The sequence below is a fragment of the Aeromonas sp. 600948 genome, from assembly GCF_049174875.1.
In the GTDB taxonomy this organism is placed as follows: domain Bacteria; phylum Pseudomonadota; class Gammaproteobacteria; order Enterobacterales; family Aeromonadaceae; genus Aeromonas; species Aeromonas veronii_A.
In genome coordinates this window covers 42,289-68,732 of the sequence record NZ_JAAKTY010000002.1, presented here as the reverse complement: position 1 = coordinate 68,732, position 26,444 = coordinate 42,289, and the positions used below count along the sequence as shown (strand labels likewise).

Below are 26,444 nucleotides of genomic sequence, written 5' to 3'. Positions count from 1 at the left end.
CGATGCGGCGCAATTTCGCATCTTCTATTGGTTCAAAACACGGGTTTATAACAAGTAACGGCATATTCAAGCCGCCCGGCAGCAGACCGGGGCGGCGACTCAATGGTACTGGCAGAGGCGGCGCAGGGCATCGGGCCCCACCGGCTCCTCGGCGAGCAGCGGCACCACGGCGTAGCGGCTGGCATGTTGCTGCTCGACCGCCTCGATATGGGGCAACTGGCGCTCGGCCCGCAGTTGCAGCAGCGGTGAGCTGACCGCGGCTTGCTGCAAGCTGTGGTTGATGAGCCAGCCCCAGGGCTCGATACCGGCCCGGCGCAGATCGGCCTGCAGATTCGCCGCCTCCTGCACTGGCGTCGGCTCGGGCAGCGTCACAATCAGCACCTTAGTCTGCTTGGGATCCTGCAACTGCATCATGGGGGTGGTGAAGTGCAGCCCCTTGTTTCCCATCTGGCGAGCGATCTCCCTGTGGTAGGCGCCGGTAGCGTCGAGCAGCAGCAGGGTGTGGCCGGTGGGGGCAGTGTCCATCACCACGAAGCGCTTGCCCGCCTCGCGAATGATGCGCGAGAAGGCCTGAAACACGGCGATCTCCTCGGTACAGGGGGAGCGCAAGTCCTCCTCCAGCAGTGCCCGCCCCTGCTCGTCCAGCGCTGCCCCCTTGGTGGCCAGCACCTGGGCGCGGTAACGCTCGGTCTCGGCGTGGGGATCGATGCGGCTCACCTCCAGATGGGGCAGACTAGCTGCCAGGGTCTCGCTCAGATGCGCGGCGGGATCCGAGGTGGTGAGGTGCACCGGCAAGCCGCGGCTCGCCAGCTCCACCGCCACGGCGGCAGCCAGCGTGGTTTTGCCCACCCCGCCCTTGCCCATCAGCATGATAAGGCCGTGACCGTCGGCGGCCAGCTCGTCTACCAGCGAACTCAACTCGGGCTGAGCTGGCAGATGAGCTGACGTTGCCAGTGATACCTGCGCACCAGCATCCTGTGGTTGCAGCAACAGCCGCAAACTGTCGACCCCTACCAGATTGGTGGCCAGCAGCGGGATATGATCCTGCGCCAGCCCCTTTATCCCCTGCGGCATCTGGGCGAGAGCCTGTTGCTCGCGCTGCCAGAGCGCCATTGCCAGCGGATCTCCGCCGATGGCGCCTTCGGGGAAGAGGCCATTGATCACCAGTTGCTGATTCAACAAGCCGATGGCGGCCAGCTCCTCGTGGGTGCGGGCCACTTCCCGCAGAGTGGATTGCTGGGCGCGCGCCACCAGCACCAAGCGGGTGCGGGCAGCATCTGCCAGGGCGGCGACCGCCTCGCCATACTGGCTGCGCTGTTTCTCCAGCCCCGCCAGCGGGCCGAGGCAGGAGGCATCCCCCTTGCCCTGCTCCAGAAATTCGCTCCAGGCTCCCGGCAGTTGCAGCAGCCGGATGGTGTGGCCGGTTGGCGCCGTATCAAAGACGATGTGGTCATACTCGGCCAGCAGCGTTTGGTCGGTCAGCAGGGTGGTGAATTCGTCAAAGGCGGCGATCTCGGTGGTACAGGCGCCGGAGAGCTGCTCCTCGATGCTGCGCACCACGCTCTCGGGCAACTTGCCGCGCACCGGCCCGACAATCCGCTCCCGATAAGCTTTGGCCGCCGCGGGGGGATCTATCTCCAGCGCCGACAAACCGGGCACAGCGGCGATGGTGGTGACGCGATTGCCGATCTCGGTGGCAAACACCTGCCCCACATTGGAGGCAGGGTCGGTGCTCACCAGCAGCACCCGCTTGCCAATATCACACAGCGCCACCGCACTGGCGCAGGCCAGCGAGGTCTTGCCCACCCCCCCCTTGCCGGTGAAAAAGAGAAACGGCGGTGGATTGGTCAGAAAATGGTACATAGCCTCTCCCGAATGGTGCGTCACGACTCAGCAGCAACCGCTGCCAGAGCAGCAGCCGCCTTTGACGATCCCCTTGATGGCCGCTTGTGGCGCAGGCAGCCCGGCATAACGGGCCAGCTCGCTGCGGCTCGGATAACGACCAGTCAACACCACCTGCCCCCCCACCAGCACCAGTGGCAACCCCTCCTCCCCGGCGTGGGTCAGAAAAGCGCTGACGGCAGGCGTCTCGGCAAACTGCATCGGCTGCTGGGCCAGATTGAAACGCTCGATGGCAACGCCCTGCTCCTTGGCCCAGGCAAGGTCGGCTGCGAAGGTGACCAGTGCCTGATCAACCTCGGTACCGCAGACACCGCTGGAGCAGCAGAGGGCGGGATCAAAAATCTGAATGGAGGACATGGCATTACTCCTTGTTGCAACAGGGCTGCGCAGGCAGAACATGGGGGGAGCAGGCTGACTCGGCACGCATCACGCCGCACGCCTCGGGATGACCGGCGCAGCACTCCTCGGTGAGGTAGGCGATCACATCCAGCATCAGGGGAATATTGGCGCGGTAGCGCAGAAAGCGCCCCTCCTGCTCCACCGACAGCAGACCGGTGTTGAGCATCGCCTTGAGGTGAAACGAGAGGGTATTGGGGGCAATATCGAGCTCGCTGGCCAGTTCACCGGCGACCCGCCCCTCCAGCCCGGCCTTCACCAGCAGCCGCCATACATCGAGCCGGATGCCGGATGCCAGCGATTCAAAGACCTTGGTGGCCATCTCTTTGTTCATCTACACTCCCCTTGGTGTGACCTTTTATTTCAACTATACAAGAATTATTGAAATGATCAAGATACGTACCGAAGCGAAGATACGAGGTTCTGACATCAAACCGAGCAAAAAGGGGAATCGACGAGTGAACAACCGTTGCGGACGAGCACACAGGGCTCGTCGCAGATAAACAGACGCCCTCCAGAGGGAGGGCGTATCAGAGCGTTTGACCCGCCAGCACAGTCAGCGCTGTCGGGGCAATCAGACGAACGCGTGCCTTATTTGGCAGCAGGCACTGCGTTAAAGGTGAGCAGGGCCGCCTTGTTGGCATCGCTCAGAGTCAGCTGGTTGCCGTTGATGGAGTAGGTTGCCACCTTCTCCAGCTTTTGCAGGAACTCGGTCTCTTTGTTCATGGCGTCGCCGATGCACATCATGCGAGTGGAGCCCATGGCGCCCAGCGTCAAGACACCGTCACCCTGCTTGGTGATACCGCCAAAATAGCGGTTGCAGCCACCCTTGCCCGCCACCTTGCCGTCGACCACTTGCAGGGTGAAGGTATCGCCGGTGGCGCCTTGCAACTGCCAGCTGGATGCTTGCAGTTGAGCCATGCTGGAACCTGTTGCCATTGCGCAGCCTCCCAGTGCCAGCGCGGCCAGCAGAGTCAGTTTCTTGTTCATGGATTCACCTCTTAATGATTAGAGCCATCAATACGGCAGCCTGTTTATCATGGCTGGCGCCCATGCCAAAGGATTTTATTGTGATCTCCCTTCACTTTACTACCAGCTGGCATGTGCCATGCTTAGGCTCAGTTCCGGACCCAGGGAGGGGAAACGAATGGTCAAATCACTCATCATCACACTGCTTGCAACCTGCGCCAGCATGGCTGTTCAGGCCGCCGACTGGGCAGTGGTTCAGCCGCAATCCAACCCGTCTCTCTATGTCAAAAGTTACTCGGGTGTGCTGCTCAATGGCCATAGCCATCACAGCGACAGTTTTGATCTCTGGCTGGTCAATAGCGGCTATCAATATCCGGTGGTGGATGATGTAACCCTCTTTATGGAAGCGGGCCCGGCAGTGGCGGATCAAAATCGCACATCCGGATTCAATATGAGTTCGGGGGTGCGCTACCAGCTCTCTCCAGCATTCAATATCGGCAGCCAGATCAAGCATCTCGATCTCAACAAGGCCAGCACCCTGCTGGAGCTCAACTCCAGCCTGCTGCTGACCCCCAGACTCTCCCTCACCGCCAACTACGGCGTCAGCGCCATCACTGCCGATCAGGCGCTGAGCCTGGGGGTCGGTTTCAACTTCTGAATCAGATCAGCGGCGTGGCACTCACCACCACGCCGTTGCGATCCGCATAGACGTAATCCCCTTCGTGGATGGTCACCCCGGCAAAACTGACCACAGCCCCCAGCTCTCCCAATCCTCGCTTCTCGGTCTTGACCGGACAGGCCGCCAGCGCCTTGATCCCGAGCGCCAATGTCGCCAGGGTGCCCACATCCCGCGCCGCGCCGTGGATCAGGATCCCCTCCCACCCCTGCTCCATCGCCTTGACCGCCAGTTGATCGCCAAGCAGCGCACGGCGCAGCGAGCCGCCGCCGTCGATCACCATCACCTTGCCGTGACCGGGGCGGGTCACCAGATCCCGCACCAGACTGTTGTCTTCATAACAGGAGAGCGTTACGGCGCGACCATAAAAGAGGGCCTTGCCGCCAAAATCCTGAAACACCGGGTCGGCCACTTGCAGCAAGTCGCCATGTTGATCGCAGAGGTCAGGCAGGAGATCCAGCATGATTTGATTCCTTTCAGATGCATGAAGGTGTTCATTCTTTCATCAGGCAAGGTTTCTGGCAATCCAGAAGGATTCAATATTGCCCAAGCAAACTGCTGATTTATCCGTCAATACCGGTGTCAGCCAGAGCTGGCCATCCTCCACCCAGTAGATGGCGTTCTGGCCAAAACGGGCAGCCAGCTGACGGGCTTGTGGCTGGGATAGCGCCACCGCCAGCGATGACTCCTGCCAGCATTCATCCGGGTCAGATCCCCAAAATGGCCCCACCACGGGCACCTGCAAATCCACGGTCAGATGGCGCCACAGCGCCCGTTCCCGCCGCATATTGCGTCGTTCTATGACCCACTGGCTGGCCGGATTCCAGGCTGTGATGATGGCAAAAGCAGACCAATCTGGTGGCTCAAATGGCGCGATAAAGCAGATTTTCTTGTAGTTTTCCCACAAATTCATGTCAATCACATGTTACATTCCATTACATTTTGTAGGGGCGAAAACCCGGTTCAGGCCAAGTATGATGCTGCTGTGCCAGGGTTTGACCTATATCAAAACAGAGTTAAAAAGTTGCTATCTGACGGCAAAGAGTGTTGTTATGCTCCTGTTAACTGATAAAATGCGGCCACTTTCGTAATGGACGACCTTTCCAGGCTCTGCTCGACCAGACTTGTCGGGAACCTATAAGTGGCACAGGGATACTTGCCGGTACTGATGCCTAATTCGCGATATTCCGACCTGACTCTCATACCCAGGATGACGTAATAAATTTTCAGGATCAGTCAGGAAATCGGTTTGAAACGCCAAAGAGTGTTAAATTTAAGATAATTAACTGATAAGAATCTGGGAATACTCATGCAAACACCACACATTCTGATCGTCGAAGACGAACTGGTCACACGCAATACCCTGAAAAGCATTTTTGAAGCCGAAGGCTACATCGTGCTCGAAGCCAACAACGGCGACGAGATGCACCAAGCCCTCACTTCCCACACCATCAATCTGGTGATCATGGACATCAACCTGCCAGGCAAGAACGGCCTGCTGCTGGCCCGTGAGCTGCGTGAGAACGACAACATCGCCCTGATGTTCCTGACCGGTCGTGACAACGAAGTGGACAAGATCCTGGGTCTGGAGATCGGCGCCGATGATTACATCACCAAGCCGTTCAACCCGCGCGAGCTGACCATCCGTGCCCGCAACCTGCTGAGCCGCACCATGAACGTGGCTGCCGGTGGCGAAGAGAAGAAGCTGGTTGAGCGCTACCTGTTCAACGGCTGGGCGCTGGATATCAACAGCCGCGCACTGGTCAGCCCGACTGGCGACATGTTCAAGCTGCCGCGCTCCGAGTTCCGCGCCATGCTGCACTTCTGCGAAAACCCGGGCCAGATCCAGACCCGTGCCGAGCTGCTGAAGAAGATGACAGGCCGCGAGCTCAAGCCCCACGACCGTACCGTCGATGTGACCATCCGTCGCATTCGCAAACACTTCGAAAGCGTCAACGATACTCCGGAGATCATCGCCACCATCCACGGTGAAGGCTACCGTTTCTGTGGTGAACTGGAGCAGGAATAAGCTCCCGCTACGCTGTTGATCTGAAAAGGCGCCTCGAGCGCCTTTTCTGTCTCTGCGGTTTGCCTTAAAAGCCGAGAAACCGTGAGCGTGACGTCGAACGGCGCACAAGACAGCTTCAAAACAAAAAGCCCACTCGCAGGAGTGGGCTTTTTGTTTTGAAGCTGGAGCGGGCAGCGGGAATCGAACCCGCATCATCAGCTTGGAAGGCTGAGGTAATAGCCATTATACGATGCCCGCCTGGCATCTGAAATTTGGAGCGGGTGATGGGAATCGAACCCACGTATGCAGCTTGGGAAGCTACCGTTCTACCATTGAACTACACCCGCGTCAGGGCTCCTACTATATGCATTTTGCCGCCGAGCGCAATGGCGCCTTTGCCACTTTTTTCAATAAATCAATCTGTTCGGACAAGGATTGAACAGACGGTTGCTTTTTCAATCAAACATTTTCAACACAGATAATTTACAAGGTTGCCAAGGCCAAACGGCAAGGATAGTCTTGCGCCACTCGACGCGAGGATGGTGGTAATGGATAAAAAAACGCAAAAACGTCTCTATGGCTGGTTGCGCAAGCAATCGAGTCACGGTCGCCGCTGGATCACGATATCCATCGCTTTTGGCCTTGGCCAGGGCATTCTGATGGTGGCGCAAGCCTGGCTGCTGGCGACCCTGTTGCACGGCTTTATCATCGAAGGCTCAACGCCTGAGCAATCCATCACGCTCTTTATTACCCTGCTGCTGGTGACGATTGGCAAAGCGGCGCTGGCCTACGGCCGCGAAGTGGCCAGTTTCAAGGCGGGCAGCGCGGTGCGCCAGACCATCCGCCAACTGGTGCTCACGCGCTTGAGCCGTCTCGGCCCAGCCTATATACAGCGCCGTCCGGCCGGTAGCTGGGCCAGCCTGCTGCTGGAACAGATTGAAAACATGCAGGATTTCTTCTCCCGCTATCTGCCGCAGATGGCCATCGCCGTCTTTATTCCGGTGGTCATTCTGGTGGCTGTATTCCCGGTCAACTGGGCGGCAGGTCTGATCCTTCTGGGCACTGCCCCCCTCATCCCTATCTTTATGATCCTGGTGGGTGTGGGCGCCGCCGATGCCAACCGCCGCAACTTTCAGGCGCTGGCCCGTCTCTCCGGCCACTTCCTCGATCGGCTGAAAGGGCTGCGTACCCTGCAACTCTTTATGCGTACCCAGGCAGAAGGTGACGCCATTCGCGACGCCTCGGAAGATTTTCGCGAACGCACCATGGAGGTGCTGCGCCTGGCGTTTTTGAGCACCGCCGTGCTGGAGTTCTTCGCCGCCATTTCAGTGGCACTAGTCGCCGTCTACTTCGGCTTCTCTTATATCGACCATCTGAACTTTGGTAGCTATGGGGTCAAGGTCACCCTCTTTACCGGCCTGTTCGTGCTGTTTCTCGCCCCCGAGTTCTACGCCCCGCTGCGGGAACTGGGTGCCCACTACCACGCCAAGGCGCAGGCCATTGGCGCTGCCGAGCAGCTGCTGGAATTCCTCGAAGCCGAGGTGAGCGAACCGGCCGCAGGCACGGCGCCGTTCCATGCCGACAGCCCGGTCAAGGTAGAAGCCAAAGGCCTTGAAGTGCTGAGCGCCGAGGGCAAGGTGCTGGTCGGCCCCATCGACTTCACCCTGGAAGCCGGTTCACGTACCGCCCTCATCGGCGTCAGCGGCGCAGGCAAGAGCGCGCTGGTCAACGCCCTGCTCGGCTTTGCCCCCTATCGCGGCGAGCTCAAGGTCAACGGACAGGAACTCGCCACCCTCGACATGAGCCAGTGGCGCCTGCAACTGGGCTGGCTCTCGCAAAACCCGCAGCTGTTCCACGCCTCCTTGCGCGACAACCTGCTGCTGGCCAAGCCAACGGCCAGCGATGCCGAGCTGGAAGATGCCCTGAAACGGTCGCAGGCGTGGGAATTTGCCATGGAGAAGGGGCTCGACTATCCGGTCGGCGATCAGGCGGGCGGCCTCTCGGTCGGTCAGGCCCAGCGCCTTGCCCTGGCCCGTACCCTGCTCAAATCAACCCAGCTGATGGTGCTCGATGAGCCGACCGCCAGTCTGGATCGCCACTCCGAACGCGCCATCATGACCACCATTGAGCAGGCGATGGCTGGCCAGACCCTGCTGATGATCACCCACCGCCTCGACCAGCTTACCAAGATGGACAAGATAATGGTGCTGGCCCGCGGCCAGCTGGTGGAGCAAGGCAGCTTCCAACAATTGAGTCAGGCGGATGGGCCTTTTGCCCGCCTGCTCTCCCAACGTTCCGGAGGTTCTCTCGATGAGTGATCTGTTGCCGTTTCTGCGCCTCTATCGCCAACACTGGCTCAGCCTCACCATTGGTTTGCTGCTGGCGCTGGTGACCCTGGCCGCCGGCATGGGGCTGCTCTCCCTCTCCGGCTGGTTCCTCTCCGCCGCTGCCGTGGCGGGGATGACAGTTGCGACGACCCATGCCTTTAACTACATGACCCCTGCAGGCGGGGTGCGCTTCTTCTCCATCGTCCGTACCGCCGGTCGCTGGGGTGAGCGGGTCGTGAGCCACGACGCCACCTTCCGGGTACTGACCCGACTGCGGGTCTGGTTCTGGCAGAAACTCTCGCCGCTATCCACCGGTACCCTGGCCGGTTTCCGTCAGGCGGATCTACTCAACCGACTGGTGGCCGACATCGATGCGATGGACCACGTCTATCTGCGGCTGATCACCCCCATAGGCGCGGCCCTGCTCAGCACCGCCGGACTGGTCTTCTTCCTGTCGTTTTTCGACAGCCGTCTCGCCCTCACCCTGGGGGCCATTCTGCTGTTTGGCATGATTGCCCTGCCGCTGGTGTTCTACTTCCTCGGCCGTCGCCCCGGTCAGGCGCTGATTGCCGAAAAATCGACCTTGCGCACCCGGATGGTGGACTATCTGGATGGTCAGGCCGAGCTGCAGATGTTTGCCGCCGCCCCCAAGGCGCTGGGTGAGCTGCAACAAGCCGAACAGGCACTGCTCGTCGCGCAGGCCCGCATGGCCAAGGTGAGCGGGCTGGCCAACTTCTCGGTGCAACTGCTGAGCGGCTGGACCCTGACCCTGATGCTCTGGCTGGCCGGTCATGGGGTAGCGGGCGCTGCGCCCGACCCCATCACCGCATTGATGGTCTTTGCCACCCTGGCAAGCTTCGAGGCACTGATACCGCTGGCGGGGGCTTTCCAGCACCTCTCCACCAGCCTCACCTCGGCACGCCGCCTGAACGAGATCCTGCAAGAGGCCAAAGCCCCCGTGTGGGGCAACGAGCAGACCCATGCCACCGCTGGCGCGCTGCAGATCAATGACCTCTATTTTGGCTACCCCGGCAACCCCCAGCCGGTGCTGCGTGGCTGCACCCTGCAACTGCACGCCGGTGAGAAGCTGGCGCTGCTGGGCCAGACCGGCTGCGGCAAATCGACTCTGATGGGGCTGCTGACCCGTGAGTGGAGCCCGCAGGCTGGCAAGATCCTGCTGGGTGGCAAGCCGCTCACCGACTACAGCGAAGGGGCGCTGCGCGCCTCCATCTCGGTGGTGAGCCAACGGGTGCACCTGTTTGCCGATACCCTGCGGGGCAACCTCAAACTGGCCGCCCCGACCGCCACTGACGAGCAGTTGATTGCGGTGCTGACCCAGGTCGGACTGGCCAATCTGCTGGAAGATGAGGCGAGCCTCGACGCCTGGCTCGGTGACGGCGGCCGCCCCCTCTCCGGTGGTGAGCGTCGCCGTATCGGCATCGCCCGCGCCCTGCTGCACGATGCGCCGCTCTGGCTGCTGGACGAACCGACCGAAGGGCTCGACAGTCAGACCGAGCGGGAGATCATGGATCTACTGTTCAAGCTTGGGGCAGATCGCACCTTGCTGCTCATCTCCCACCGCCTGCTGGGGATGGAGCAGATGGACCGGATTGCCCTGATGGAAGAGGGACAGATCCGCCTCTGCGCCCCTCATGACGAGCTGCTGGGGGATGATTACTACCGCAGCCTCTATCAACGACTGGCTCCGGTTTGATATCAGCCTGATGGGGCTCACACCCTGACAACCGGGCGCAAAACGGGGCTGGTCGCCGCAGGCGGCTGGCCCCTATAATGTCCCCCTCATTATTCAACAAGATGCCGACATGGAGCGCCTGCGCATTTCTACTGTCCTCATCACCGACACAAGATACGAGACGATGAAACGCCTGATCCTGATGATGCCCCTGATTGCCTCCGGCTGTGCCAACTACGCCTTCAACAGCAATCTGGATAAAGAGAACTTCGACGAATACTTCAAACCCGGTAGCGTGCGCATCTATGAACAGGATGAGCTGGCTGACCTCAACTACCTCTACCTCGGCACCATCGAGGGTGAATCCTGCCAGGCCGATGCCAACCAGCCGGTGCCCAACGCCGGTGAAGCGCGCACCCTGGCTCGCCGCCGCGCAGCCGACATGGGCGGCAACGGCGTCACCATCGACAAATGCGCCGAGTTCAGCGACACCCCGGGCTGCCTGAAACAGGTGATCTGCTACGGGCAGGCGCTGAAAGTGGCCGAAGAGAAGTAACCCGCTGTCATGGCCCTCGCTATCGTTCGCCTTGGCAGCCCGCGCCTGCCCGATGAGGGGCTGCGGATCGGCACGGTGCGCCGCCCGCCCCGCGGCGTACCCAAGAGCGAATTTGCCAGCCAGCATTGGTACGATGTCTGGTTCCCCAATCTGGCCCCCAGCAGCGAAACCATGAAGCTGGGGCAGGCAGCCGAGACACCCGCCCAATGGGCGGCGTTTGGCAAACAGTACAAGGCCGAGATGGCGCAACCTGCCGCCAGGCATGATCTGGCGCTGCTGGCCGCCCTCTCCCACACCACCAATCTGTCGGTGGGTTGCTACTGCGAGCAGGAGTCCCGCTGCCATCGCACAATTTTGAAAGAGCTGCTGGTAGCCGCGGGGGCCGCCATCCGCTAACTCGGCGAGCGACAGCGATGGGATGGGGAATCGCGTCAGCCTGTATTCGGCAACCATCAGACATTGGATAGAGAGAGAGCATCCCGCGGGCTGCCCTCTCTCGTTGTATTCACACCTGCCGCGCCACGCTTGGTAGCAGCGGCTCGATGCACCCTCTCTTATTGCAGACTGGGCTCCAGCAACTGCTGCCGTAGCGCAGTCTCCTCGGCCTGAGTCATGGCATGTTCCGCCACCTCGGCGGCAGGCTCGATGGCCAGCCAGTGGGCAAGATCGGCGGCGGTCTCCTCCAGCGGCCGGAAGTTCAACCCGTGGACGATGGCCGCCTCGGCGCTTATAGAGCCGTAACCGGTAAACTCCGCCTGCGCGCAGGGCAAGAGGGTGGGATAGCTCTGCCAGGGCTCAATACCGGCTGCCATCAGGGTCGACCAAGGCAACCATTCGGGCTGGATGGGGCGAGCGGGCTGCAACCGGGCGCTCAGCCGCTCCAGCCAGTCACTCAAGGTAATACCGGGTTTGAGCAGGTTGAATATGCCCCCCAACTGCTGCTCGGCCGCGCGCAACACAAACTCGGCGCAGTCGCGCACATCGAGATACTGCAAACGATCCTCACCACTGCCCGGCAGCAACCAGGGCCCGCCCTGCTGCACCCGCTTAATCCACCAGGCCATGCGACCGGTGGGATCATGGGGGCCGCACAGCACGCCCGGGCGCAGGATGCAAAGCCGCTCGCCCCAGCGGGCGCGATACTCCTCCTCGCACAACACCTTGAGGGGGCCATAGTCAGTGGGCATTTCACCTTCGGGGATAGGGTGCAGGGGCGCCGACTCATCCATTCCGGGCATTGAGAAATCGCGATAGACGCTGATGGTGGAGATAAAGATCAGCCGCGCGCAGCGCCCGAGCAAGGCGGCAGAGAGGCTTGCCGCCTGCTCGGGGCGATAGCAGCAGGTGTCGATGACGAGATCCCACTGCAACCCGGCCCCTTGCAGGGCGCTCAGGCTATTGTCCCTGTCGCCGGTGAGCTGCACCAGATCGTGCCAGTCTGGATGCTGGTGCAGGCCGCGGTTGAACAGCGTCACTTCATGGCCCCAATCCAGTGCCAGCGCGGTGAGGTGGCGCCCCAAAAAGCCGGTGCCACCGATAATCAGCAGTTTCATCCCTCTCCCTCCCTTCGGCGCGAGTGCGCACATTTCATCCTGATGCGCCCGTTGCCACCACCCTACGCAACTTGGCGCGCGGGCACAGCCCCCGACTGGCCGGGATGGGACAGGGATCACGGCAGCGCCGCAGAAAAGGGCGTAGTGAGGCCAAGCCTGCGTTTTGGGGCCACCTGTGCTAAATTGCCGGGGTTTTCAGTCAGGATCCGCCATGAAGTTCGAAATCGACACCCTCGGGATCATCCGCTCTCCCTACAAGGAGAAGTTCGCCATCCCCCGCCAGCCCGGTCTGGTCAAATCGGCCCGCGCCCGCCTCGAGCTGCTCCCCCCTTACGATCAGCCGGATGTGCTGCGCGGCATCGAGCAGTTCTCCCATCTGTGGCTCAGCTTCGTCTTTCATCAGACCATGGCGCAGGGCTGGCACCCGACTGTGCGCCCGCCACGACTTGGCGGCAACGAACGGGTCGGCGTCTTTGCCACTCGCTCCACCTTCCGCCCCAATCCGCTAGGGCTCTCGGTGGTCGAGCTGCACGGGGTCGGTCGCGAGCGGGGCAAGCTGTGGCTGGAGTTGGGGGCGGTGGATCTGCTCGATGGCACCCCCATCGTCGATATCAAACCCTATATTCCCTATGCCGACAGCCTGCCGGATGCCCGTGGTGGCTTTGCCCCCGACGCACCCACCCCGCCGCTGGCGGTGAACTTCAGTGCCGAGGCCGAGCAGCAGTTGCAACCCTGGCTCAATGCCCATCCCGAGCTGCGCCAGCTGGTGAGCGAAGTGCTGGCACAAGATCCGCGCCCCGCCTACAAGAAGGGCAAGCCCGATGAGAAGGAGTACGGGGTGCGGCTGTTTGACTGCAACGTCCGTTTTCGCATCAGCGAGCCGGATTGCGTGGTGCTGGCCATCGAGCCCGCCTGAACCTGGGCGGGCCGACATCACTGATGCTATTTCACGCCTTCTTCACATCACAAGGGGCTTAATGAGCCTGTAAATTGTGTGGCATTGATCAGACTATCCGCTCGGTTACCAGTGATACCATGCAGACAGTAGAGGGTATCTCCTCTCTGACTGATGCCAGCGGCAGACTGCCGGTTGATGGCAAGCATGGCAGCCCGGCTATTGCCGCCAAGGGATCAGGCCTCGCCCCGACACGCTTGAGTGCGGGGATGCCACACGGATGTGACAACACTTCGAAGGAACAAACCTATGCTGATGAACAGTGAACAACGTTATGGCACCCTGAATATCGGGCTGCACTGGCTGACCCTGTGGGCCATGATCGCCGTCTACGCCCTGATCGAATTTCGCGATATCTTTCCCAAGGGGGACCCTGGCCGGGATCTGATGAAGGAGTGGCACTTTATGCTGGGGCTGCTTATCTTCGCCCTGGTCTTTGTCAGACTGGCCCTGCGCTGGATGAGCCCGACACCCCGTATCGTGCCCGAGCTATCCCCGCTCATGCACAAGCTGGCAAAACTGGCCCACCTCGCCCTCTACGGTTTTCTTATTCTTACCCCGCTGTTTGGCTGGCTGCTGCTGAGCGCCGCGGGCAAGCCCATCCCCTTCTTCGGGCTTGAGCTGCCTGCCCTGCTTTCCCCAAGTCCGGATATCAAGGGGCTGATCAAGGAGGTGCACGAAACCTTGGGCAATATCGGTTACGCCCTGATCGGCCTGCACACAGTGGCCGCCCTCTATCACCACCATATTCTCAAAGACAACACCCTCACCAATATGCTGCCGCCGCGCCGCAGCTAACAAGCAGCAGAACAAAACAGAAGGGGCGCACATTGCCCCTTCTGTTTTTTGAACGCGACAAGACCGGTGTCTCTGAAGCGGCCCACTGCTCAGGCCTCTGACAGGTCTCTACAAGCAGAACGCCTTATGATTCAGTCCCGATACAGGAGCTGCACGATAGGATTCGAATTGACTCAAAGCGACATACACTTTCTAATTGACAGTCTGGACCCCTATGACCGTTCACATCATGAAAATTCTGTTGGTCGAAGACGACAAGCTGCTCAATCACCACCTCTCCTCTCTGCTGACCGAAGCCAACAATCAGGTATACAGCACCGATCAGGCCGGAATTGCGTTGCACTATGCCGCCGACTACCCCATTGATGTGGCGATCATCGATCTCGGTCTGCCCGATATGGATGGCTTGCAGTTGATCCGCCAACTGCGCGAACGGCAGATCCCCTTCCCCATCATTGTGCTGACCGCCCGTGGCAACTGGCAGGACAAGGTCGAAGGACTGGAGGCGGGGGCTGATGACTATCTGGTCAAACCGTTCCAGAAAGATGAGTTGCTGGCCCGCCTCAATGCCTTGATGCGCCGCAGCGCCGGCTTTATCTCCCCCAGAGTGAAGGCCGGTGATTACGAGCTGGATCTCTCCCGCAAGGAGCTGACCATCGACGGTGAAGTGGCAGTGCTCACCAGCTTTGAATACCTGATTCTGGAGTACCTGATGCGCAACGCCCGTCAGGTGGTCTCCAAGCAGCAGTTACTCGACCAGCTCTACGGCGATGGAGAGGGGGATCCCAACACCATAGAGGTGATGGTGAGCCGCCTGCGCAAAAAGCTGGATCCGGAAGGGACGATTCAACCCATCTCGACCATCCGTCGTCAGGGCTACATCTTCAACCTCTCCTGTAGCTGATGCAGTTTCATCTGCCACGTCCCATCAGGATGCTCCGCAGCTCTCTGCACATCAAACTGCTGCTCAGTTCGCTGCTGGTCATCGCACTGAGCATGGGGTTCGCCGTCTATGCTCTCTACCTCGGCCACATGGAGGAGCAGAGCCAGAAGGCGAGCGCCGGCATGCAGGAGAACCTGGCCAAGATGTTCTCCTCTACCAAGCCAGTCAACAGCGAAGCCACCGAGATCGGACGCATTTCCCGCCAGGTCAGTAACAGCAATCTCGATACGCTGATCTGTCGTGCCGATGGCGAGCTGATTTGGTCGAGCCTCCATATGCCGGAGGTGATCAAGGCCAAACAGACCATCTGTCGGGACCTGATGAAGTATCTGGGGGGAATGGATCTCGACTACTTCTTCAAGAAGCACACCATCAAGAACGGCGAGAGCTACTTCGTCTACAGCCTGCGTTTTACCCGCAATCCCGGCAGCGGCACCACAGCCTACTACGTGGTGATGATTGACTCGGCCAAACGCTATCACGAAGAGTCCCGCGCCTACCTCTACCAGACGGCCAAACAGGCGTTGCTCGCCTATCTGCTGCTGGCCGGGCTGCTGCTGCTCACCACCTTCTGGAGCCTCCGCTCCCTGCGCACTATCGCCAATCAGCTCGACGACATCCGGGCAGGCAAGCGGGATGCTATCGCCCATGATTTTGAACGGGAGTTGGCCCCGCTGACCGACTCCATCAACCAGTTGCTGGAGAACGAACGCCAGCAGACCCAGCGCTACCAGCATGCCCTCAACGATCTCGCTCACAGCCTGAAAACACGGCTGGCGCTGATCCAGATCACCACCCGCGAAATGAAGCTGGGGAGGGAGATCCACGACAACATCAATGAACAGATCCTCACCATGGATCAGATGATCCAGTACCAACTCAGACGAGCCGTCACCGGTCGCCAGCGCCTCGCCAGCAAGGGCACCGAGCCGGTACCGCTCATCGAGAAGCTGCTGGCCAGTCTGGCCAAGGTCTATCGCCACAAGAAGCTGCAGACCCACTTCCAGTTCGATGATGATGCCCTCTTCCACGGCGAACAGGGCGATCTGATGGAACTGATGGGCAACCTGCTCGACAACGCCTGCAAATTTGCCATCAGCGAAGTGAAGGTGACGGTACGCCGCCATCTCGATCGGTTACGCATCGAGGTAGAAGATGATGGCCCGGGCATCGATCCGGCCAAATCGGAGCAGATCTTTCAGCGTGGCGTGCGCGCTGACAGCTCGCCCGGCCAGGGCATCGGTCTGGCTGTCGTGACCGAGATCGTTCACAGCTACGGCGGCCAGATCCGGGTCGATGAATCTCCCCTCGGCGGTGCCCGCTTTACCCTGAATCTTCCCTGACACCGGATGGGCAAGGCCACGAGCCCTGCCAACCGCTCCATCGCCCTCCCCGGGGTTAAAAAATCCTGCCTGGCACCACCCAATTCAGCAATATGCTATCGAGATGCTTGAGATGTGAGGCATCTCGGTTAAGCTATGGCCGACTCGTTTGTTAACCATTTGATGGATCTTTAATCGCACTATGGAAAACATGTTTGAAAGATTGATGTACGCATCCCGCTGGATCATGGCCCCCATCTATCTTGGGCTCAGCCTCATACTGCTGGCACTGGGGGTGAAATTCTTTCAGGAGATCCTCCATATCCTGCCCAACATACTGGAGATGAAAGAGGTGGATCTGGTGCTGGTCACACTGTCGCTGATCGATATCACCCTGGTGGGGGGACTTATCGTGATGGTGATGTTTTCCGGCTATGAGAACTTCGTCTCGCGCCTCGATGTAGGGGATGAGAGCGACAAACTGGTGTGGCTCGGCAAGCTCGATGCCGGCTCCCTGAAAAACAAGGTCGCCGCCTCCATTGTCGCCATCTCCTCCATTCACCTGCTCAAGGTGTTTATGAATGCCGAAAACCTCCCCAACGACAAGATCAAGTGGTACCTGCTGATCCACATCACCTTTGTCCTCTCGGCCTTCGCCATGGGCTACCTCGACAAGCTGACCCGCAAATAGAAGTCAGCCTGCGATAGACGCTATGCCCGATAACACGACATGGACCGGGCATAGCGGTCGCCCCGAGCTGGGGATGGATTGGCAACGGGGATAAGCAAGTCACCAACATAGATGGCCGCCCGCCTTGGCCGGTATTGTGGCCGCCTTGAATGCCATGGCGGCATTCTCTACAATGACCCACTTTTTATTCATTTCGGGTTATATCGATGAGCGATACCAGCACCAAACCGGCTCTGCCGGATCACCTCTCCTGCAATCCCCGCAGCCCTCACTATGTGGCAGCCTGCTTCGAGCACCCGATCGGTATTCGCCTGAACGGCAAAGAGCGCACCGATGTCGAGGAGTACTGCATCAGTGAAGGCTGGGTGAAGATCCCCTCCCCCAAGGCGCTGGATCGCCGTGGTCAACCCATCCTGATCAAACTCAAGGGCACCGTCGAAGCCTATTACAGCTAATCGCGGCAACCCGCTTCGGGTAAAACAGAAGGCCACCCTCGCGGTGGCCTTCTGTTTTTCGGCATTTGTGCTGGCATCTGCGCTCGCATCGTCGCCAGCACCAGACCATATTTCTCGCCGGGCAGCCCTTATACCCCCAACCGATCGCGCAAGGTGTACCAGGCGGCGCCCGCGGCGGTGAAGGGAATGCGGAACAGGCGACCGCCCGGGAAGGGGTAGTGCGGCAGCTTGGCAAAGGCATCGAAGCGCTCCGCCTGACCGCTCAGCACCTCGGAGAGCAGCTTGCCCGCCAGATGGGTACAGGTGACACCGTGGCCGCTGTAGCCCTGCATGTAGTAGATGTTGGGGCCGATGCGACCAAACTGTGGCAGCCTCGACAGGGTGAGCAGGAAATTGCCTGTCCAGGTGTACTCCACCTTGACGTCTTTAAGCTGGGGGAAGGTCTTGAGCATCTTGGGGATGATCAGCCGCTCGATATCTGCCGGATCCCGTGCGCCATAGACCACGCCGCCGCCATAGATCAGCCGGTGATCGGCGCTGGTGCGGTAGTAGTCGAGCAGGTAGTTGCAATCCTCCAGGCAGTAATTCTGCGGCAGCAGCTCGCGGGCCCGCTCCTCCCCCAGCACCTCGGTGGCGATCACCTGGGTGCCGCAAGGCATGCTCTTGCCGGCAAGCTCGGGCACCAGATTGCCGAGGTAGGCGTTACCGGCCACCACTATGTAGCGCGCCTTCACCGCTCCTTTGGCGGTCTTGACCAGAGCAGGCTGGCCCGGGGTGATGCTAGTAACGGCAGACTGCTCGAAGATCTGCCCACCCTGCATGCGGATCGCTTCAGCCTCGCCGAGAGCCAGATTGAGGGGGTGAATATGGCCGCCGCTCTTGTCGAGCAGGGCGCCGACGTAGCGATCGCTCGCCACCACTTCGCGCACGCCTCTGGCATCGAGCAGCTCCAGCTTGTCGTTGCCCCACTTCTGCCAGCGCGCCTGCTGCGCCTTGAGCTCGTGGAACTGTTTCTCGGTCTCGGCGGCAAAGACGCCCCCCTCCTGCAGATCGCACTGGATGTTGTAGCGTTTGATCCGCTCGCGGATGATCTGCCCCCCCTCAAACAGCATGGAACCGAGCAGCCTGGCCTGATCCGGCGGGCAGTTCGCTTCTATGGTGTCAATGTCGCGGCTGTAGGAGTTGACTATTTGGCCGCCGTTGCGGCCGCTGGCGCCAAAACCGATCCGGGCTGCCTCCAGTACCACCACCTTGTAGCCCTTCTCCACCAGATGCAGGGCACTGGAGAGGCCGGTATACCCCGCCCCGATGACGCAGACATCGCACTCCAGCTGCTCGGTCAGTGTCGGGTAGGGCGCGTGTTTATTGGCGCTGGCTGCGTAGTAACTGTTTACATGTTCGGTCATGATCCTGTTTCCTTACCGGTTTGGTTGGCAAACCCTATTCCAAGATTAAAAACTGGCCGGGGTATGGGCACTGACGATGCGACAGGTCTCCCCCGACGGATTGCTGAAGCTGTGGGGTTCGCCTGTGTCGATTACATAGCTGTCACCCGCCTCCAGCTGATAACTCTCTCCTGCCACGGTCAGGATCACCGAACCCTCCAGCACAGTGCCCACCTCTTCTCCCTGGTGGGTCACCTGACCACCGGTGTCGGTGCCCGGGGGGTAGGTCTCCAGCATAAAGCCGAGCTGGCGGCGGTTGTTGCCGTTGTGCACCAGCTTCATCGAGACCCCCTGACTGCCCAGCTCGATCAACTGATCACCCTTGATCACCACCTGCGGCGGGCGACTCAGCTCCTCTTCGGCAAAAAAGCGTGACAATGGCAAGCCATATACGGTGAGCAGCTTTTGCAGCGAGGCGACCGAGGGGCTCACCTTATCCTGCTCGATCATGCAGATAGCACCGTGGGTCAGGCCGCTCAGCTCGGCCGCCCTCCGCTGGGAGAGCCCCAGTTGATGACGCACCGCCGCCAGCCGCTCCCCCATGCTAGCCTGCCGTGCAGCCCCCTGACCGGAGCGGGTACTGCTGCTCTGGGTTGGCGCCCCGCTCATGGCAGGCCTCCGCCATCGATTCCCTTGTCACGTTGGTACATTGGCCACCTCCCTGTTGCCACTGGTTAAAATAGCGGACCAGCCATGGCATCACTGTTTGCTATCTTACACAGCCTGGCGTTCATTATTTTGCACACCACTTATCGTGCGATACCCTGTTCATCTGGTTAAACTGCGCTACACAGCCCAATTTCTAGCATGCAACACACCAACAATTCAAATATATTTAACACTTGAAAAACATTTGCGCTCAATTTATGGTCTCTCTGTGCTTATTATTTTATACGGCAGCAGTACAGGATGAGCCGCATCATCGCCACCTTGCTGCCAGGTTTCATCATCGAGGCTTGCCATGTCCGCTACCAGTTCCAATCAAAGCTTGATCAAATCCCGTGCCTATATAGCTGGTCACTGGTGCGAGGCCGCCAGCGGCCGCACCTTCGAGGTGACCAATCCTGCCAGCGGGGCCGTCATTACCCAGGTGCCCGACATGGATGCCGAGGATACCCGCCGCGCCATCGCGGCCGCCCACGCGGCGCAACCCGCCTGGGCTGCGCTGACCGCCAAGGAGCGCAGCAACAAGCTCTACGCCTGGTTTGCCGCCATCACAGCCCATAGCGACGAGCTGGCGCGCATCATGACCTGCGAGCAGGGCAAGCCGCTGGCGGAAGCAAAGGGCGAGGTGGCCTATGGCGCCAGCTTTATCCAGTGGTTCGCCGAGGAGGGCAAGCGCGCCTACGGCCGCACCATCCCGGGTTTTAGCGGCGATCGCCGGCTGGCCACCATCAAGCAGCCGGTCGGGGTAGTCGCCGCCATCACTCCGTGGAACTTCCCCATTGCCATGATCACCCGCAAGGCGGGCCCTGCGCTGGCAGCGGGTTGCACCATCGTCATCAAACCCGCCGCAGAAACGCCGCTCTGCGCGCTGGCGCTGGCGGTGTTGGCCGAGCAGGCGGGCATCCCCGCCGGTGTCATCAATATCGTCACCAGCCATCAGGCGAGCGCTGTGGGCAACGAGCTGTGCAGCAATCCGGTGGTGCGCAAGCTCTCCTTCACCGGCTCCACCCGCATCGGCAAGCTGCTGATGCGCCAGTGCGCCGACACCATGAAGAAGCTGTCGCTGGAGCTGGGCGGTAACGCCCCCTTTATCGTCTTTGACGACGCCGACCTCGACGCCGCCGTGGCCGGGGCACTCGCCTCCAAATACCGCAACGCCGGGCAAACCTGCGTCTGCGCCAACCGCATTCTGGTGCAGGCCAGTATCTATGACGCCTTCGCCGAGAAGCTGACCGCTGCCGTCAGAGCCTTCAAGGTGGGAGATGGCATGGCGGAAGGCACCCAGATCGGCCCGCTCATCAACCCCGCCGCCGCCAGCAAGGTAGCCGAGTTGGTGCAGCAATCAGTCGCCGCCGGTGCCGAAGTACTGCTGGGGGGCGAAGCCCACCCCGCCGGCCCCCTCTTCTACCAACCCACCATTTTGGGCAAGGTGGATAAAACCAACCCCATCCTGCAGGAGGAGATCTTCGGCCCGGTCGCCCCGCTGGTGCGCTTCGAGACGGAAGCTGAAGCCATCGCGCTGGCTAACGATACCCCTTATGGGCTCGCCGCCTACTTCTATGGCCGCGATATCGCCCGTGTCTGGCGCGTCGCCGAGCAGCTGGAGTACGGCATGGTCGGCATCAACGAGGGGATCATTTCAACTGAGCTGGCTCCCTTCGGCGGCATCAAGGAGTCAGGTCTGGGCCGGGAAGGGGCCGCCGAGGGGCTGGAGGAGTATCTGGAGACCAAATATCTCTGCTTTGGCGCCATTCGCTAGGGCAGTAAAACAGAGACGACAGGCCGCCGATCTGGCCCGATGGGCTGTTCGGCGGTAATGGGCGCCAGATCGCCCACCACATTTTCAGGGAATATCCGGGGCTGCGGCCCCTCAGGGAGGAAAGATGAGTCAGTCAGAATCAAACAAGGCGTGGCAAGCACGCCGTGAAGCGGCCGTGGTCAACGGCGTCGGCACCCTGCTGCCGGTCTTTATCGACCGTGCGCAAAATGCCGAGCTGTGGGATGTGGAGGGCAACCGCTACATCGACTTTGCCTCCGGCATCGCCGTGCTCAACACCGGCCACAACCACCCGAAGGTGGTGGCGGCGGTGCGCGAGCAGCTGGAAAAATTCAGCCACACCTGCTTTCAGGTCACCCCTTACCCGGGCTATATCGAGCTTGCCGAAAAGCTCAACGCCCTGGTGCCCGGCCCGACTCCGAAACGCACCCTGTTTCTCTCCACCGGTGCCGAGGCAGTCGAGAACGCCATCAAGATCGCCCGCGCCCATACCGGTCGCAGCGGCACCATCGCTTTCAAGGGGGGCTTTCACGGCCGCACCATGATGGGGATGGCGCTCACCGGCAAGGTGGTCCCCTACAAGACCGGCTTTGGCCCCTTCCCGGGTGAGGTCTACCACATCCCCTTCCCCGCCGACTATCTGGGGGTAAGTGAAGAGGATGCCCTGCACGCCCTCGATCTCTGCTTCAGCGCCGACATCGAACCCTCCCGCGTTGCCGCCATCATCATCGAGCCGGTACAGGGAGAAGGGGGCTTCTATCCTGCCTCCGCGAGCTTTATGCAAAAGCTGCGCAGCATCTGCGATCAGCACGGCATTCTGCTCATCTGTGACGAGATCCAGAGCGGCTTCTGCCGCACCGGCAAGACCTTCGCCACCGAGTATGCCGGCATCGAGCCGGACATCATGACCCTGGCCAAGAGTCTGGCGGGGGGCTTCCCGCTCTCTGCAGTAGTCGGCAAGGCAGAGATCATGAATGCCGCCAAGCCGGGGGGCCTGGGTGGCACCTATGCCGGTTCCCCCATTGCCTGCGCCGCCGCGCTGGCGGTGTTGCAGGTGATCGAAGAGGAGCAGCTCAACCAGAAGGCCCAGGCGCAAGGTGAGCAGATCAAGGCGGGACTGGAACGCATAGCCGAGCGTTTTGACTGCATAGGTCAAATTCGTGGACCCGGAGCCATGGTGGCCATGGAACTGGTGAAACAACGTGATGCCAGCCGGCCCGATCCCGACCTAACCAAACGTCTGGTGACCGAGGCGGGCAAGCGCGGTCTGATCCTGCTCTCATGCGGGGTGCGCGCAAATGTCATCCGTTTTCTCGCCCCCCTGACCACCCCTGCGGCAGTGATTGACGAAGGGTTGCGACTCCTTGAAAAATCGCTGGAGGCCGTGCTGGACTGACCAGCAGGAAAGCAATCGCTAACCTGTGCAAAAAAATGCAGTTTCGCCCCCCTTTTTTACTTGTCAAGGGGGCCCTGCAAATGCACAATGCGCCGCCACTGCAAGGACCGGTATCACCACATCTCACCGGTCCTTTTTTGTGCAGCGAACAAACCCATAAACGAGGCCGGATAACCCCCGGAAAAGATAGCGAGATTGGCAGCAATCTCCCGACACCACATTCTGTGAGGAACAACATGGGGCATCTCTATGCTTTCCTGCCGGCTCTGACCGGCGCGCGCCACCCCGGCGCCCTTGATTCCCGGGCCTCTCTCCCGGTTTCGTTGATGGAGTGTGCCGCCCTGGCACCGCGTGAGGAACAGGCATGATGAACGCCCAACCGGTTGGTCTGAAAAAGACCCTGAAACTGTGGCAGGTCGTGGTCATGGGTCTTGCCTACCTCACTCCCATGGCGGTATTCGATACCTTCGGCATCGTCACCGAAATTACCGAAGGCCATGTGCCGACCGCCTACCTCTTTGCCCTCATCGGCATGTTGTTCACAGCCCTGAGCTACGGCCATCTGGTACGCAAGTTCCCGTCGGCAGGCTCCGCCTATACCTATGCCCAGAAGGTGTTTCACCCCTATGTCGGCTTTATGGTGGGCTGGACCTCCCTGCTCGACTATATGTTCATGCCGATGATCAACATGCTGCTGGCCAAGATCTATCTGCAGGCTCTCTTCCCCGAGGTGGAGCCCTGGACCTATATTTTTGGTCTGGCGGCGGTGATGACCGCCCTTAACCTGCGCGGTATCAAGCTGGTGGCCAACTTCAACAGCCTGATCGTCATCATGCAGTTCAGTATTATCGCCGTCTTCATCGGCCTGATCGCCTGGGGCGTCCACAACGGTGAAGGGTTGGGGACCGTGGCCAGCAGCCGTCCCTTCTTCTCCGAGCAGATCAACATCTCGCCGTTGTTGATGGGTGCCTCCATCCTCTGTCTGTCGTTCCTCGGCTTTGATGCCATCAGCACCCTGTCGGAAGAGACACCGGACGCGGATCGGGTGATCCCCCGCGCCATCGTGCTGACGGCGCTGATCGGCGGTGTGCTGTTTGTCAGCACGTCCTACTTCCTGCAGCTCTACTTCCCGGACATCTCCCGCTTCAAGCAACCGGATGCAGTCCTGCCGGAGATCGCTCTCTATGTCGGTGGCAAACTGTTCCAGGCGGTGGTACTGGTCTGCACTACGGTGGCGGTGCTGGCCTCGGGACTCGCCTCTCACGCCGGGGTGTCGCGCCTGCTTTATGTAATGGGTCGTGATCGCGCTCTGCCGAGTCGCTTCTTCTCCTATGTGCATCCGAAGTGGCAGACCCCGGCATGCAATGTGCTGCTGGTCGGTCTGCTGGCCCTCTCCGCGGTATCGTTCGATCTCGAGATGGCACTGGCACTGATCAACTTTGGCGCCCTGGTGGCCTTCACCTTCGTCAATCTGGCGGTGATTGCCCACTTCTATGTGAAGCTAGGCCGCAACAAGTGTCTCAAGGATCACCTGATGTACCTGCTGCTGCCGCTCTGTGGCGCCGCCTGCATCGGGGTGTTGTGGCTCAATCTGGAACCCGCCTCCTTCGAGCTGGGGCTGATCTGGGCGGCGCTGGGTGCCATCTACCTGTTCCTGCGCCTCACCGTGTTCCGCATCCCGCTACAACCTGCTGACAAGGTGGAGATCGCCCAGTAATCGCGGCTCAACCATACCGCCATACAAAACAAGGAGCCTGCGGGCTCCTTGTTGTTTTTGCGGCGAGCTGGTTGCCAGAAACGCGGTTTCTGCAGGAAGTGTGACTGATTTCAAATAACTACCCAGCCGGACAGCTCGCCGTGCCATGGCCCGAGCCGCGTCGCCTCCTATCATTAGTCACTAATGTGAATGGATATGCAATCACTCTTTTTCCATTTCACCCCCTCCCATCCCCCGCCAGCCGATAAGATCGCTGGACTCGAGCCCGGGGGAACGCCGGCAAATATGATCAGGATCAATGTTGAGGCGCTATGCACCCTGCAGCCCCAATTTGCCGACTTTTCATACGTTACGACAGGGTTCTCTTCCCCCCCGAAAAGGGGGGAGCGGCTCGGGGACGGCTGCCGGGGGCGAGTGACCACTTACCCGCCCCCTGCGTATGCAAAAAAATGCGTTAATCCGCCCTTTTTTGCTTGTCAAGGGGGCTGACCGAATGCACAATACGCCGCCAATAAAGAACCGATGTTCACTGCGACATCGGTTTTTCTATTTTGAAGTGCAGTACAAACCCACCACAAGAGGCCGGAACATTTCCGGAAGTGATATCCGAGATTGCCAAACAATCTCCCGACGTTGAGAGGATAACAATGGGGCGTTTTAATGCTTTCCTGCCGGTACAGCCCGGTATGCGCCTCCCCGGCGCCCTTGATGTACAGGCTTGCGAATCCATCGTATCCCTGCGCTCGTTGCAAGCACGTGCTGCGGCACTGATTGAGGAGAAAGCGTAATGGCATCGCAAAACGCCAAGCTGCTCAAGACCCTTACCCTGACACAAGTGATTGTGATGGGTCTGGCCTATCTGACCCCCATGGCTGTCTTCGACACCTTCGCCATCGTCGGTGACATCACCGATGGCCGGGTCGCCACCGCCTATCTGCTGGCTCTGGGTGGCATCCTGCTCACCGCTTTCAGCTACGGTCATCTGGTACGCAAGTTCCCCTCTGCGGGCTCTGCCTATACCTATGCCCAGAAGGTGTTCAACCCCTACGTCGGTTTCATGGTCGGCTGGTCATCCCTGCTCGACTACATGTTCATGCCGATGATCAACATTCTGCTGGCCAAGATCTACCTGACCGCCATGTTCCCGGGCGTCGAGCCCTGGGTGTTCATCTTCGGTCTGGTGACCGTGATGACCTTCCTGAACCTGCGCGGCATCAATCTGGTGGCCAACTTCAACGGTCTGATCGTGGTGATCCAGCTGGCCATCATCACCCTCTTTATCGGCCTGATGGCATGGGGCATCTACCACGGTGAAGGGGCTGGCACCCTGATGAGCAGCCGTCCGTTCCACTTCGAGTCAGCACAGCTGGTACCGCTCTTTACCGGTGCCACCATCCTCTGCTTCTCGTTCCTGGGCTTTGACGGTCTGAGCTCCCTCTCCGAAGAGACCCCGAACGCCGGCAAGGTGATCCCCAAAGCGATCGTGCTGACAGCCCTTATCGGCGGCATCATCTTCGTGGTGGTCTCCTACTGCCTGCAGCTCTACTTCCCGAGCCTCGCCCGCTTCCAGCATCCGGATGCGGTACTGCCGGAGATCGCCCTCTACGTTGGCGGCACCTTCTTCCAGTCCGTAGTGCTGGTCTGCACCACGGTCGCGGTACTGGCCTCCGGCATGGCGGCTCACGCCGGTGTGTCGCGCATCCTCTACGTGATGGGGCGTGATCGCATGATCCCGGAGCGGGTGTTTGGCTACATCCACCCGAAATACCGCACCCCGGCCATCAACGTGCTGATGGTGGGCGGTCTGGCCCTCTCCGCCGTGTCGTTTGATCTGGATACCGCGCTGGCGCTGGTCAACTTCGGCGCACTGGTGGCGTTCAGCTTCGTCAACCTGTCGGTGATCGGTCAGTTCTGGGTACGCGAGAAGCGCAACAAGACCCTCAAGGATCACGTCATCTACCTGTTGATGCCGCTGCTCGGCGCCGCCACCATCGGTGCTCTGTGGATCAACCTGGAGCAGAGCTCGCTGGAGCTGGGCCTGATCTGGGCGGGCCTCGGCGCAACCTATCTGTTCCTGCGTCTGGCGGTGTTCCGCATCCCGTTCCGTCAGTACGAGGAAGCGGCTGACGCCTGATCCTTTACGGATAACGGATAGACAGAAGGGGAGCCATAGCTCCCCTTCTTGCTGCCGGTCTGTGG

Annotated in this window: 26 protein-coding genes and 2 tRNA genes; 17 read left to right on the top strand and 11 right to left on the bottom strand. The window is 60.3% G+C overall.

The features are described from left to right. Positions 1 to 99 precede the first annotated feature (99 nt). The 4 genes from arsA to G5182_RS02040 form a co-directional block, all read right to left on the bottom strand. Complete coding sequence (gene arsA, locus G5182_RS02055) at positions 100 to 1,863, bottom strand: arsenical pump-driving ATPase (RefSeq protein ID WP_421254149.1); 1,764 nt, start codon at positions 1,861 to 1,863, stop codon at positions 100 to 102. 27 nt (positions 1,864 to 1,890) lie between these two features. After that, entirely contained in the window at positions 1,891 to 2,259 is a 369-nt protein-coding gene (gene arsD, locus G5182_RS02050) for an arsenite efflux transporter metallochaperone ArsD (protein WP_421171749.1), read from the bottom strand. 4 nt (positions 2,260 to 2,263) lie between these two features. Continuing rightward, positions 2,264 to 2,632, bottom strand: coding sequence for an ArsR/SmtB family transcription factor (locus G5182_RS02045; protein ID WP_005338181.1), 369 nt, complete (start codon positions 2,630 to 2,632; stop codon positions 2,264 to 2,266). A gap of 257 nt (positions 2,633 to 2,889) precedes the next feature. Then, positions 2,890 to 3,288, bottom strand: coding sequence for an META domain-containing protein (locus tag G5182_RS02040; protein ID WP_005359119.1), 399 nt, complete (start codon positions 3,286 to 3,288; stop codon positions 2,890 to 2,892). A 157-nt stretch (positions 3,289 to 3,445) separates the two neighbouring features. Here G5182_RS02040 and G5182_RS02035 point away from each other — a divergent pair, with 157 nt between their 5' ends. Next, positions 3,446 to 3,925 (top strand): hypothetical protein, encoded by a 480-nt coding sequence (locus tag G5182_RS02035; protein ID WP_005350173.1) that lies wholly within the window; start codon positions 3,446 to 3,448, stop codon positions 3,923 to 3,925. Between the two features lies 1 nt (position 3,926). Here the strand turns inward: G5182_RS02035 and G5182_RS02030 are convergent, their stop codons facing one another. Beyond that, the gene (locus G5182_RS02030; protein WP_421254148.1) at positions 3,927 to 4,406 is read right to left on the bottom strand and encodes a putative 4-hydroxy-4-methyl-2-oxoglutarate aldolase; all 480 of its coding nucleotides are present in this window, start codon (positions 4,404 to 4,406) and stop codon (positions 3,927 to 3,929) included. Between the two features lie 42 nt (positions 4,407 to 4,448). Then, positions 4,449 to 4,856, bottom strand: coding sequence for a DUF3293 domain-containing protein (locus tag G5182_RS02025; protein WP_421254147.1), 408 nt, complete (start codon positions 4,854 to 4,856; stop codon positions 4,449 to 4,451). A 396-nt stretch (positions 4,857 to 5,252) separates the two neighbouring features. On the opposite strand from G5182_RS02025, the gene arcA reads away from it, so the two are divergent. Continuing rightward, positions 5,253 to 5,972 (top strand): two-component system response regulator ArcA, encoded by a 720-nt coding sequence (gene arcA / locus G5182_RS02020; RefSeq protein WP_005338193.1) that lies wholly within the window; start codon positions 5,253 to 5,255, stop codon positions 5,970 to 5,972. A gap of 162 nt (positions 5,973 to 6,134) precedes the next feature. On the opposite strand, the gene G5182_RS02015 is transcribed toward arcA, so the two are convergent. Then, positions 6,135 to 6,209, bottom strand: a tRNA-Gly gene (locus tag G5182_RS02015). A gap of 15 nt (positions 6,210 to 6,224) precedes the next feature. Continuing rightward, positions 6,225 to 6,298: transfer RNA gene (locus tag G5182_RS02010), tRNA-Gly, on the bottom strand. Between the two features lie 201 nt (positions 6,299 to 6,499). Here G5182_RS02010 and cydD point away from each other — a divergent pair. The 4 genes from cydD (at position 6,500) to G5182_RS01990 (ending at position 10,923) form a co-directional block, all read left to right on the top strand. Next, positions 6,500 to 8,269 (top strand): heme ABC transporter permease/ATP-binding protein CydD, encoded by a 1,770-nt coding sequence (gene cydD / locus G5182_RS02005; RefSeq protein WP_227342272.1) that lies wholly within the window; start codon positions 6,500 to 6,502, stop codon positions 8,267 to 8,269. Further along, positions 8,262 to 9,992: a heme ABC transporter ATP-binding protein/permease CydC gene (gene cydC, locus G5182_RS02000; RefSeq protein ID WP_227342271.1), complete on the top strand. Its 1,731-nt coding sequence runs from the start codon at positions 8,262 to 8,264 to the stop codon at positions 9,990 to 9,992. Before cydD ends, cydC begins: the two co-directional genes overlap by 8 nt. 163 nt (positions 9,993 to 10,155) lie before the next feature. Next, the gene (rcsF, locus tag G5182_RS01995) at positions 10,156 to 10,527 is read left to right on the top strand and encodes an Rcs stress response system protein RcsF (RefSeq protein WP_013723982.1); all 372 of its coding nucleotides are present in this window, start codon (positions 10,156 to 10,158) and stop codon (positions 10,525 to 10,527) included. A gap of 9 nt (positions 10,528 to 10,536) precedes the next feature. Next, positions 10,537 to 10,923, top strand: a complete 387-nt coding sequence (locus tag G5182_RS01990; protein ID WP_005338205.1) for a DUF488 domain-containing protein — start codon at positions 10,537 to 10,539, stop codon at positions 10,921 to 10,923. Between the two features lie 158 nt (positions 10,924 to 11,081). Here G5182_RS01990 and G5182_RS01985 read toward each other — a convergent pair whose 3' ends face one another. Further along, entirely contained in the window at positions 11,082 to 12,080 is a 999-nt protein-coding gene (locus G5182_RS01985) for an NAD-dependent epimerase/dehydratase family protein (protein WP_227342269.1), read from the bottom strand. Between the two features lie 211 nt (positions 12,081 to 12,291). On the opposite strand from G5182_RS01985, the gene tsaA reads away from it, so the two are divergent. The 6 genes from tsaA (at position 12,292) to G5182_RS01955 (ending at position 17,244) form a co-directional block, all read left to right on the top strand. Next, positions 12,292 to 12,996, top strand: a complete 705-nt coding sequence (gene tsaA, locus G5182_RS01980; RefSeq protein WP_227342267.1) for a tRNA (N6-threonylcarbamoyladenosine(37)-N6)-methyltransferase TrmO — start codon at positions 12,292 to 12,294, stop codon at positions 12,994 to 12,996. 288 nt (positions 12,997 to 13,284) lie between these two features. Next, on the top strand, positions 13,285 to 13,833 hold the full coding sequence (locus G5182_RS01975; RefSeq protein WP_227342265.1) for a cytochrome b: 549 nt from the start codon (positions 13,285 to 13,287) through the stop codon (positions 13,831 to 13,833). A gap of 229 nt (positions 13,834 to 14,062) precedes the next feature. Then, positions 14,063 to 14,737, top strand: coding sequence for a response regulator (locus G5182_RS01970; protein ID WP_216953181.1), 675 nt, complete (start codon positions 14,063 to 14,065; stop codon positions 14,735 to 14,737). Then, entirely contained in the window at positions 14,737 to 16,119 is a 1,383-nt protein-coding gene (locus G5182_RS01965) for an ATP-binding protein (RefSeq protein ID WP_421254146.1), read from the top strand. Before G5182_RS01970 ends, G5182_RS01965 begins: the two co-directional genes overlap by 1 nt. Before the next feature lie 181 nt (positions 16,120 to 16,300). Continuing rightward, complete coding sequence (locus G5182_RS01960) at positions 16,301 to 16,789, top strand: TIGR00645 family protein (RefSeq protein WP_040065876.1); 489 nt, start codon at positions 16,301 to 16,303, stop codon at positions 16,787 to 16,789. Between the two features lie 206 nt (positions 16,790 to 16,995). Further along, on the top strand, positions 16,996 to 17,244 hold the full coding sequence (locus G5182_RS01955; protein ID WP_005347440.1) for a DUF3297 family protein: 249 nt from the start codon (positions 16,996 to 16,998) through the stop codon (positions 17,242 to 17,244). Positions 17,245 to 17,372: 128 nt separating this feature from the next. Here the strand turns inward: G5182_RS01955 and G5182_RS01950 are convergent, their stop codons facing one another. After that, a complete protein-coding gene (locus tag G5182_RS01950) occupies positions 17,373 to 18,650 on the bottom strand; it encodes an NAD(P)/FAD-dependent oxidoreductase (protein ID WP_227342264.1) in 1,278 nt (425 codons plus the stop codon). A gap of 45 nt (positions 18,651 to 18,695) precedes the next feature. Further along, positions 18,696 to 19,232, bottom strand: coding sequence for an HTH-type transcriptional regulator PuuR (gene puuR / locus G5182_RS01945; RefSeq protein ID WP_337072501.1), 537 nt, complete (start codon positions 19,230 to 19,232; stop codon positions 18,696 to 18,698). A gap of 418 nt (positions 19,233 to 19,650) precedes the next feature. On the opposite strand from puuR, the gene G5182_RS01940 reads away from it, so the two are divergent. From G5182_RS01940 to G5182_RS01920, 5 genes are all read left to right on the top strand, one after another. Further along, complete coding sequence (locus tag G5182_RS01940) at positions 19,651 to 21,114, top strand: NAD-dependent succinate-semialdehyde dehydrogenase (RefSeq protein WP_227342262.1); 1,464 nt, start codon at positions 19,651 to 19,653, stop codon at positions 21,112 to 21,114. 124 nt (positions 21,115 to 21,238) lie between these two features. Next, positions 21,239 to 22,528 (top strand): 4-aminobutyrate--2-oxoglutarate transaminase, encoded by a 1,290-nt coding sequence (gabT, locus tag G5182_RS01935; RefSeq protein WP_227342261.1) that lies wholly within the window; start codon positions 21,239 to 21,241, stop codon positions 22,526 to 22,528. Positions 22,529 to 22,895: 367 nt separating this feature from the next. Next, positions 22,896 to 24,245 (top strand): APC family permease, encoded by a 1,350-nt coding sequence (locus tag G5182_RS01930; protein WP_227343014.1) that lies wholly within the window; start codon positions 22,896 to 22,898, stop codon positions 24,243 to 24,245. A 647-nt stretch (positions 24,246 to 24,892) separates the two neighbouring features. Further along, entirely contained in the window at positions 24,893 to 25,033 is a 141-nt protein-coding gene (locus G5182_RS01925; protein ID WP_005338239.1) for a hypothetical protein, read from the top strand. Next, positions 25,033 to 26,379, top strand: a complete 1,347-nt coding sequence (locus G5182_RS01920) for an APC family permease (protein ID WP_021230506.1) — start codon at positions 25,033 to 25,035, stop codon at positions 26,377 to 26,379. Before G5182_RS01925 ends, G5182_RS01920 begins: the two co-directional genes overlap by 1 nt. Positions 26,380 to 26,444 lie beyond the last annotated feature (65 nt).

What these genes read in the sequence shown, in the direction of transcription:
- arsA (WP_421254149.1), bottom strand. Translation starts at nt 1,863, where the DNA reads ATGTACCATTTTCTGACCAATCCACCGCCGTTTCTCTTTTTCACCGGC.
- arsD (WP_421171749.1), bottom strand. Translation starts at nt 2,259, where the DNA reads ATGTCCTCCATTCAGATTTTTGATCCCGCCCTCTGCTGCTCCAGCGGT.
- G5182_RS02045 (WP_005338181.1), bottom strand. Translation starts at nt 2,632, where the DNA reads ATGAACAAAGAGATGGCCACCAAGGTCTTTGAATCGCTGGCATCCGGC.
- G5182_RS02040 (WP_005359119.1), bottom strand. Translation starts at nt 3,288, where the DNA reads ATGAACAAGAAACTGACTCTGCTGGCCGCGCTGGCACTGGGAGGCTGC.
- G5182_RS02035 (WP_005350173.1), top strand. Translation starts at nt 3,446, where the DNA reads ATGGTCAAATCACTCATCATCACACTGCTTGCAACCTGCGCCAGCATG.
- G5182_RS02030 (WP_421254148.1), bottom strand. Translation starts at nt 4,406, where the DNA reads ATGCTGGATCTCCTGCCTGACCTCTGCGATCAACATGGCGACTTGCTG.
- G5182_RS02025 (WP_421254147.1), bottom strand. Translation starts at nt 4,856, where the DNA reads ATGAATTTGTGGGAAAACTACAAGAAAATCTGCTTTATCGCGCCATTT.
- arcA (WP_005338193.1), top strand. Translation starts at nt 5,253, where the DNA reads ATGCAAACACCACACATTCTGATCGTCGAAGACGAACTGGTCACACGC.
- cydD (WP_227342272.1), top strand. Translation starts at nt 6,500, where the DNA reads ATGGATAAAAAAACGCAAAAACGTCTCTATGGCTGGTTGCGCAAGCAA.
- cydC (WP_227342271.1), top strand. Translation starts at nt 8,262, where the DNA reads ATGAGTGATCTGTTGCCGTTTCTGCGCCTCTATCGCCAACACTGGCTC.
- rcsF (WP_013723982.1), top strand. Translation starts at nt 10,156, where the DNA reads ATGAAACGCCTGATCCTGATGATGCCCCTGATTGCCTCCGGCTGTGCC.
- G5182_RS01990 (WP_005338205.1), top strand. Translation starts at nt 10,537, where the DNA reads ATGGCCCTCGCTATCGTTCGCCTTGGCAGCCCGCGCCTGCCCGATGAG.
- G5182_RS01985 (WP_227342269.1), bottom strand. Translation starts at nt 12,080, where the DNA reads ATGAAACTGCTGATTATCGGTGGCACCGGCTTTTTGGGGCGCCACCTC.
- tsaA (WP_227342267.1), top strand. Translation starts at nt 12,292, where the DNA reads ATGAAGTTCGAAATCGACACCCTCGGGATCATCCGCTCTCCCTACAAG.
- G5182_RS01975 (WP_227342265.1), top strand. Translation starts at nt 13,285, where the DNA reads ATGCTGATGAACAGTGAACAACGTTATGGCACCCTGAATATCGGGCTG.
- G5182_RS01970 (WP_216953181.1), top strand. Translation starts at nt 14,063, where the DNA reads ATGAAAATTCTGTTGGTCGAAGACGACAAGCTGCTCAATCACCACCTC.
- G5182_RS01965 (WP_421254146.1), top strand. Translation starts at nt 14,737, where the DNA reads ATGCAGTTTCATCTGCCACGTCCCATCAGGATGCTCCGCAGCTCTCTG.
- G5182_RS01960 (WP_040065876.1), top strand. Translation starts at nt 16,301, where the DNA reads ATGGAAAACATGTTTGAAAGATTGATGTACGCATCCCGCTGGATCATG.
- G5182_RS01955 (WP_005347440.1), top strand. Translation starts at nt 16,996, where the DNA reads ATGAGCGATACCAGCACCAAACCGGCTCTGCCGGATCACCTCTCCTGC.
- G5182_RS01950 (WP_227342264.1), bottom strand. Translation starts at nt 18,650, where the DNA reads ATGACCGAACATGTAAACAGTTACTACGCAGCCAGCGCCAATAAACAC.
- puuR (WP_337072501.1), bottom strand. Translation starts at nt 19,232, where the DNA reads ATGGGGGAGCGGCTGGCGGCGGTGCGTCATCAACTGGGGCTCTCCCAG.
- G5182_RS01940 (WP_227342262.1), top strand. Translation starts at nt 19,651, where the DNA reads ATGTCCGCTACCAGTTCCAATCAAAGCTTGATCAAATCCCGTGCCTAT.
- gabT (WP_227342261.1), top strand. Translation starts at nt 21,239, where the DNA reads ATGAGTCAGTCAGAATCAAACAAGGCGTGGCAAGCACGCCGTGAAGCG.
- G5182_RS01930 (WP_227343014.1), top strand. Translation starts at nt 22,896, where the DNA reads ATGAACGCCCAACCGGTTGGTCTGAAAAAGACCCTGAAACTGTGGCAG.
- G5182_RS01925 (WP_005338239.1), top strand. Translation starts at nt 24,893, where the DNA reads ATGGGGCGTTTTAATGCTTTCCTGCCGGTACAGCCCGGTATGCGCCTC.
- G5182_RS01920 (WP_021230506.1), top strand. Translation starts at nt 25,033, where the DNA reads ATGGCATCGCAAAACGCCAAGCTGCTCAAGACCCTTACCCTGACACAA.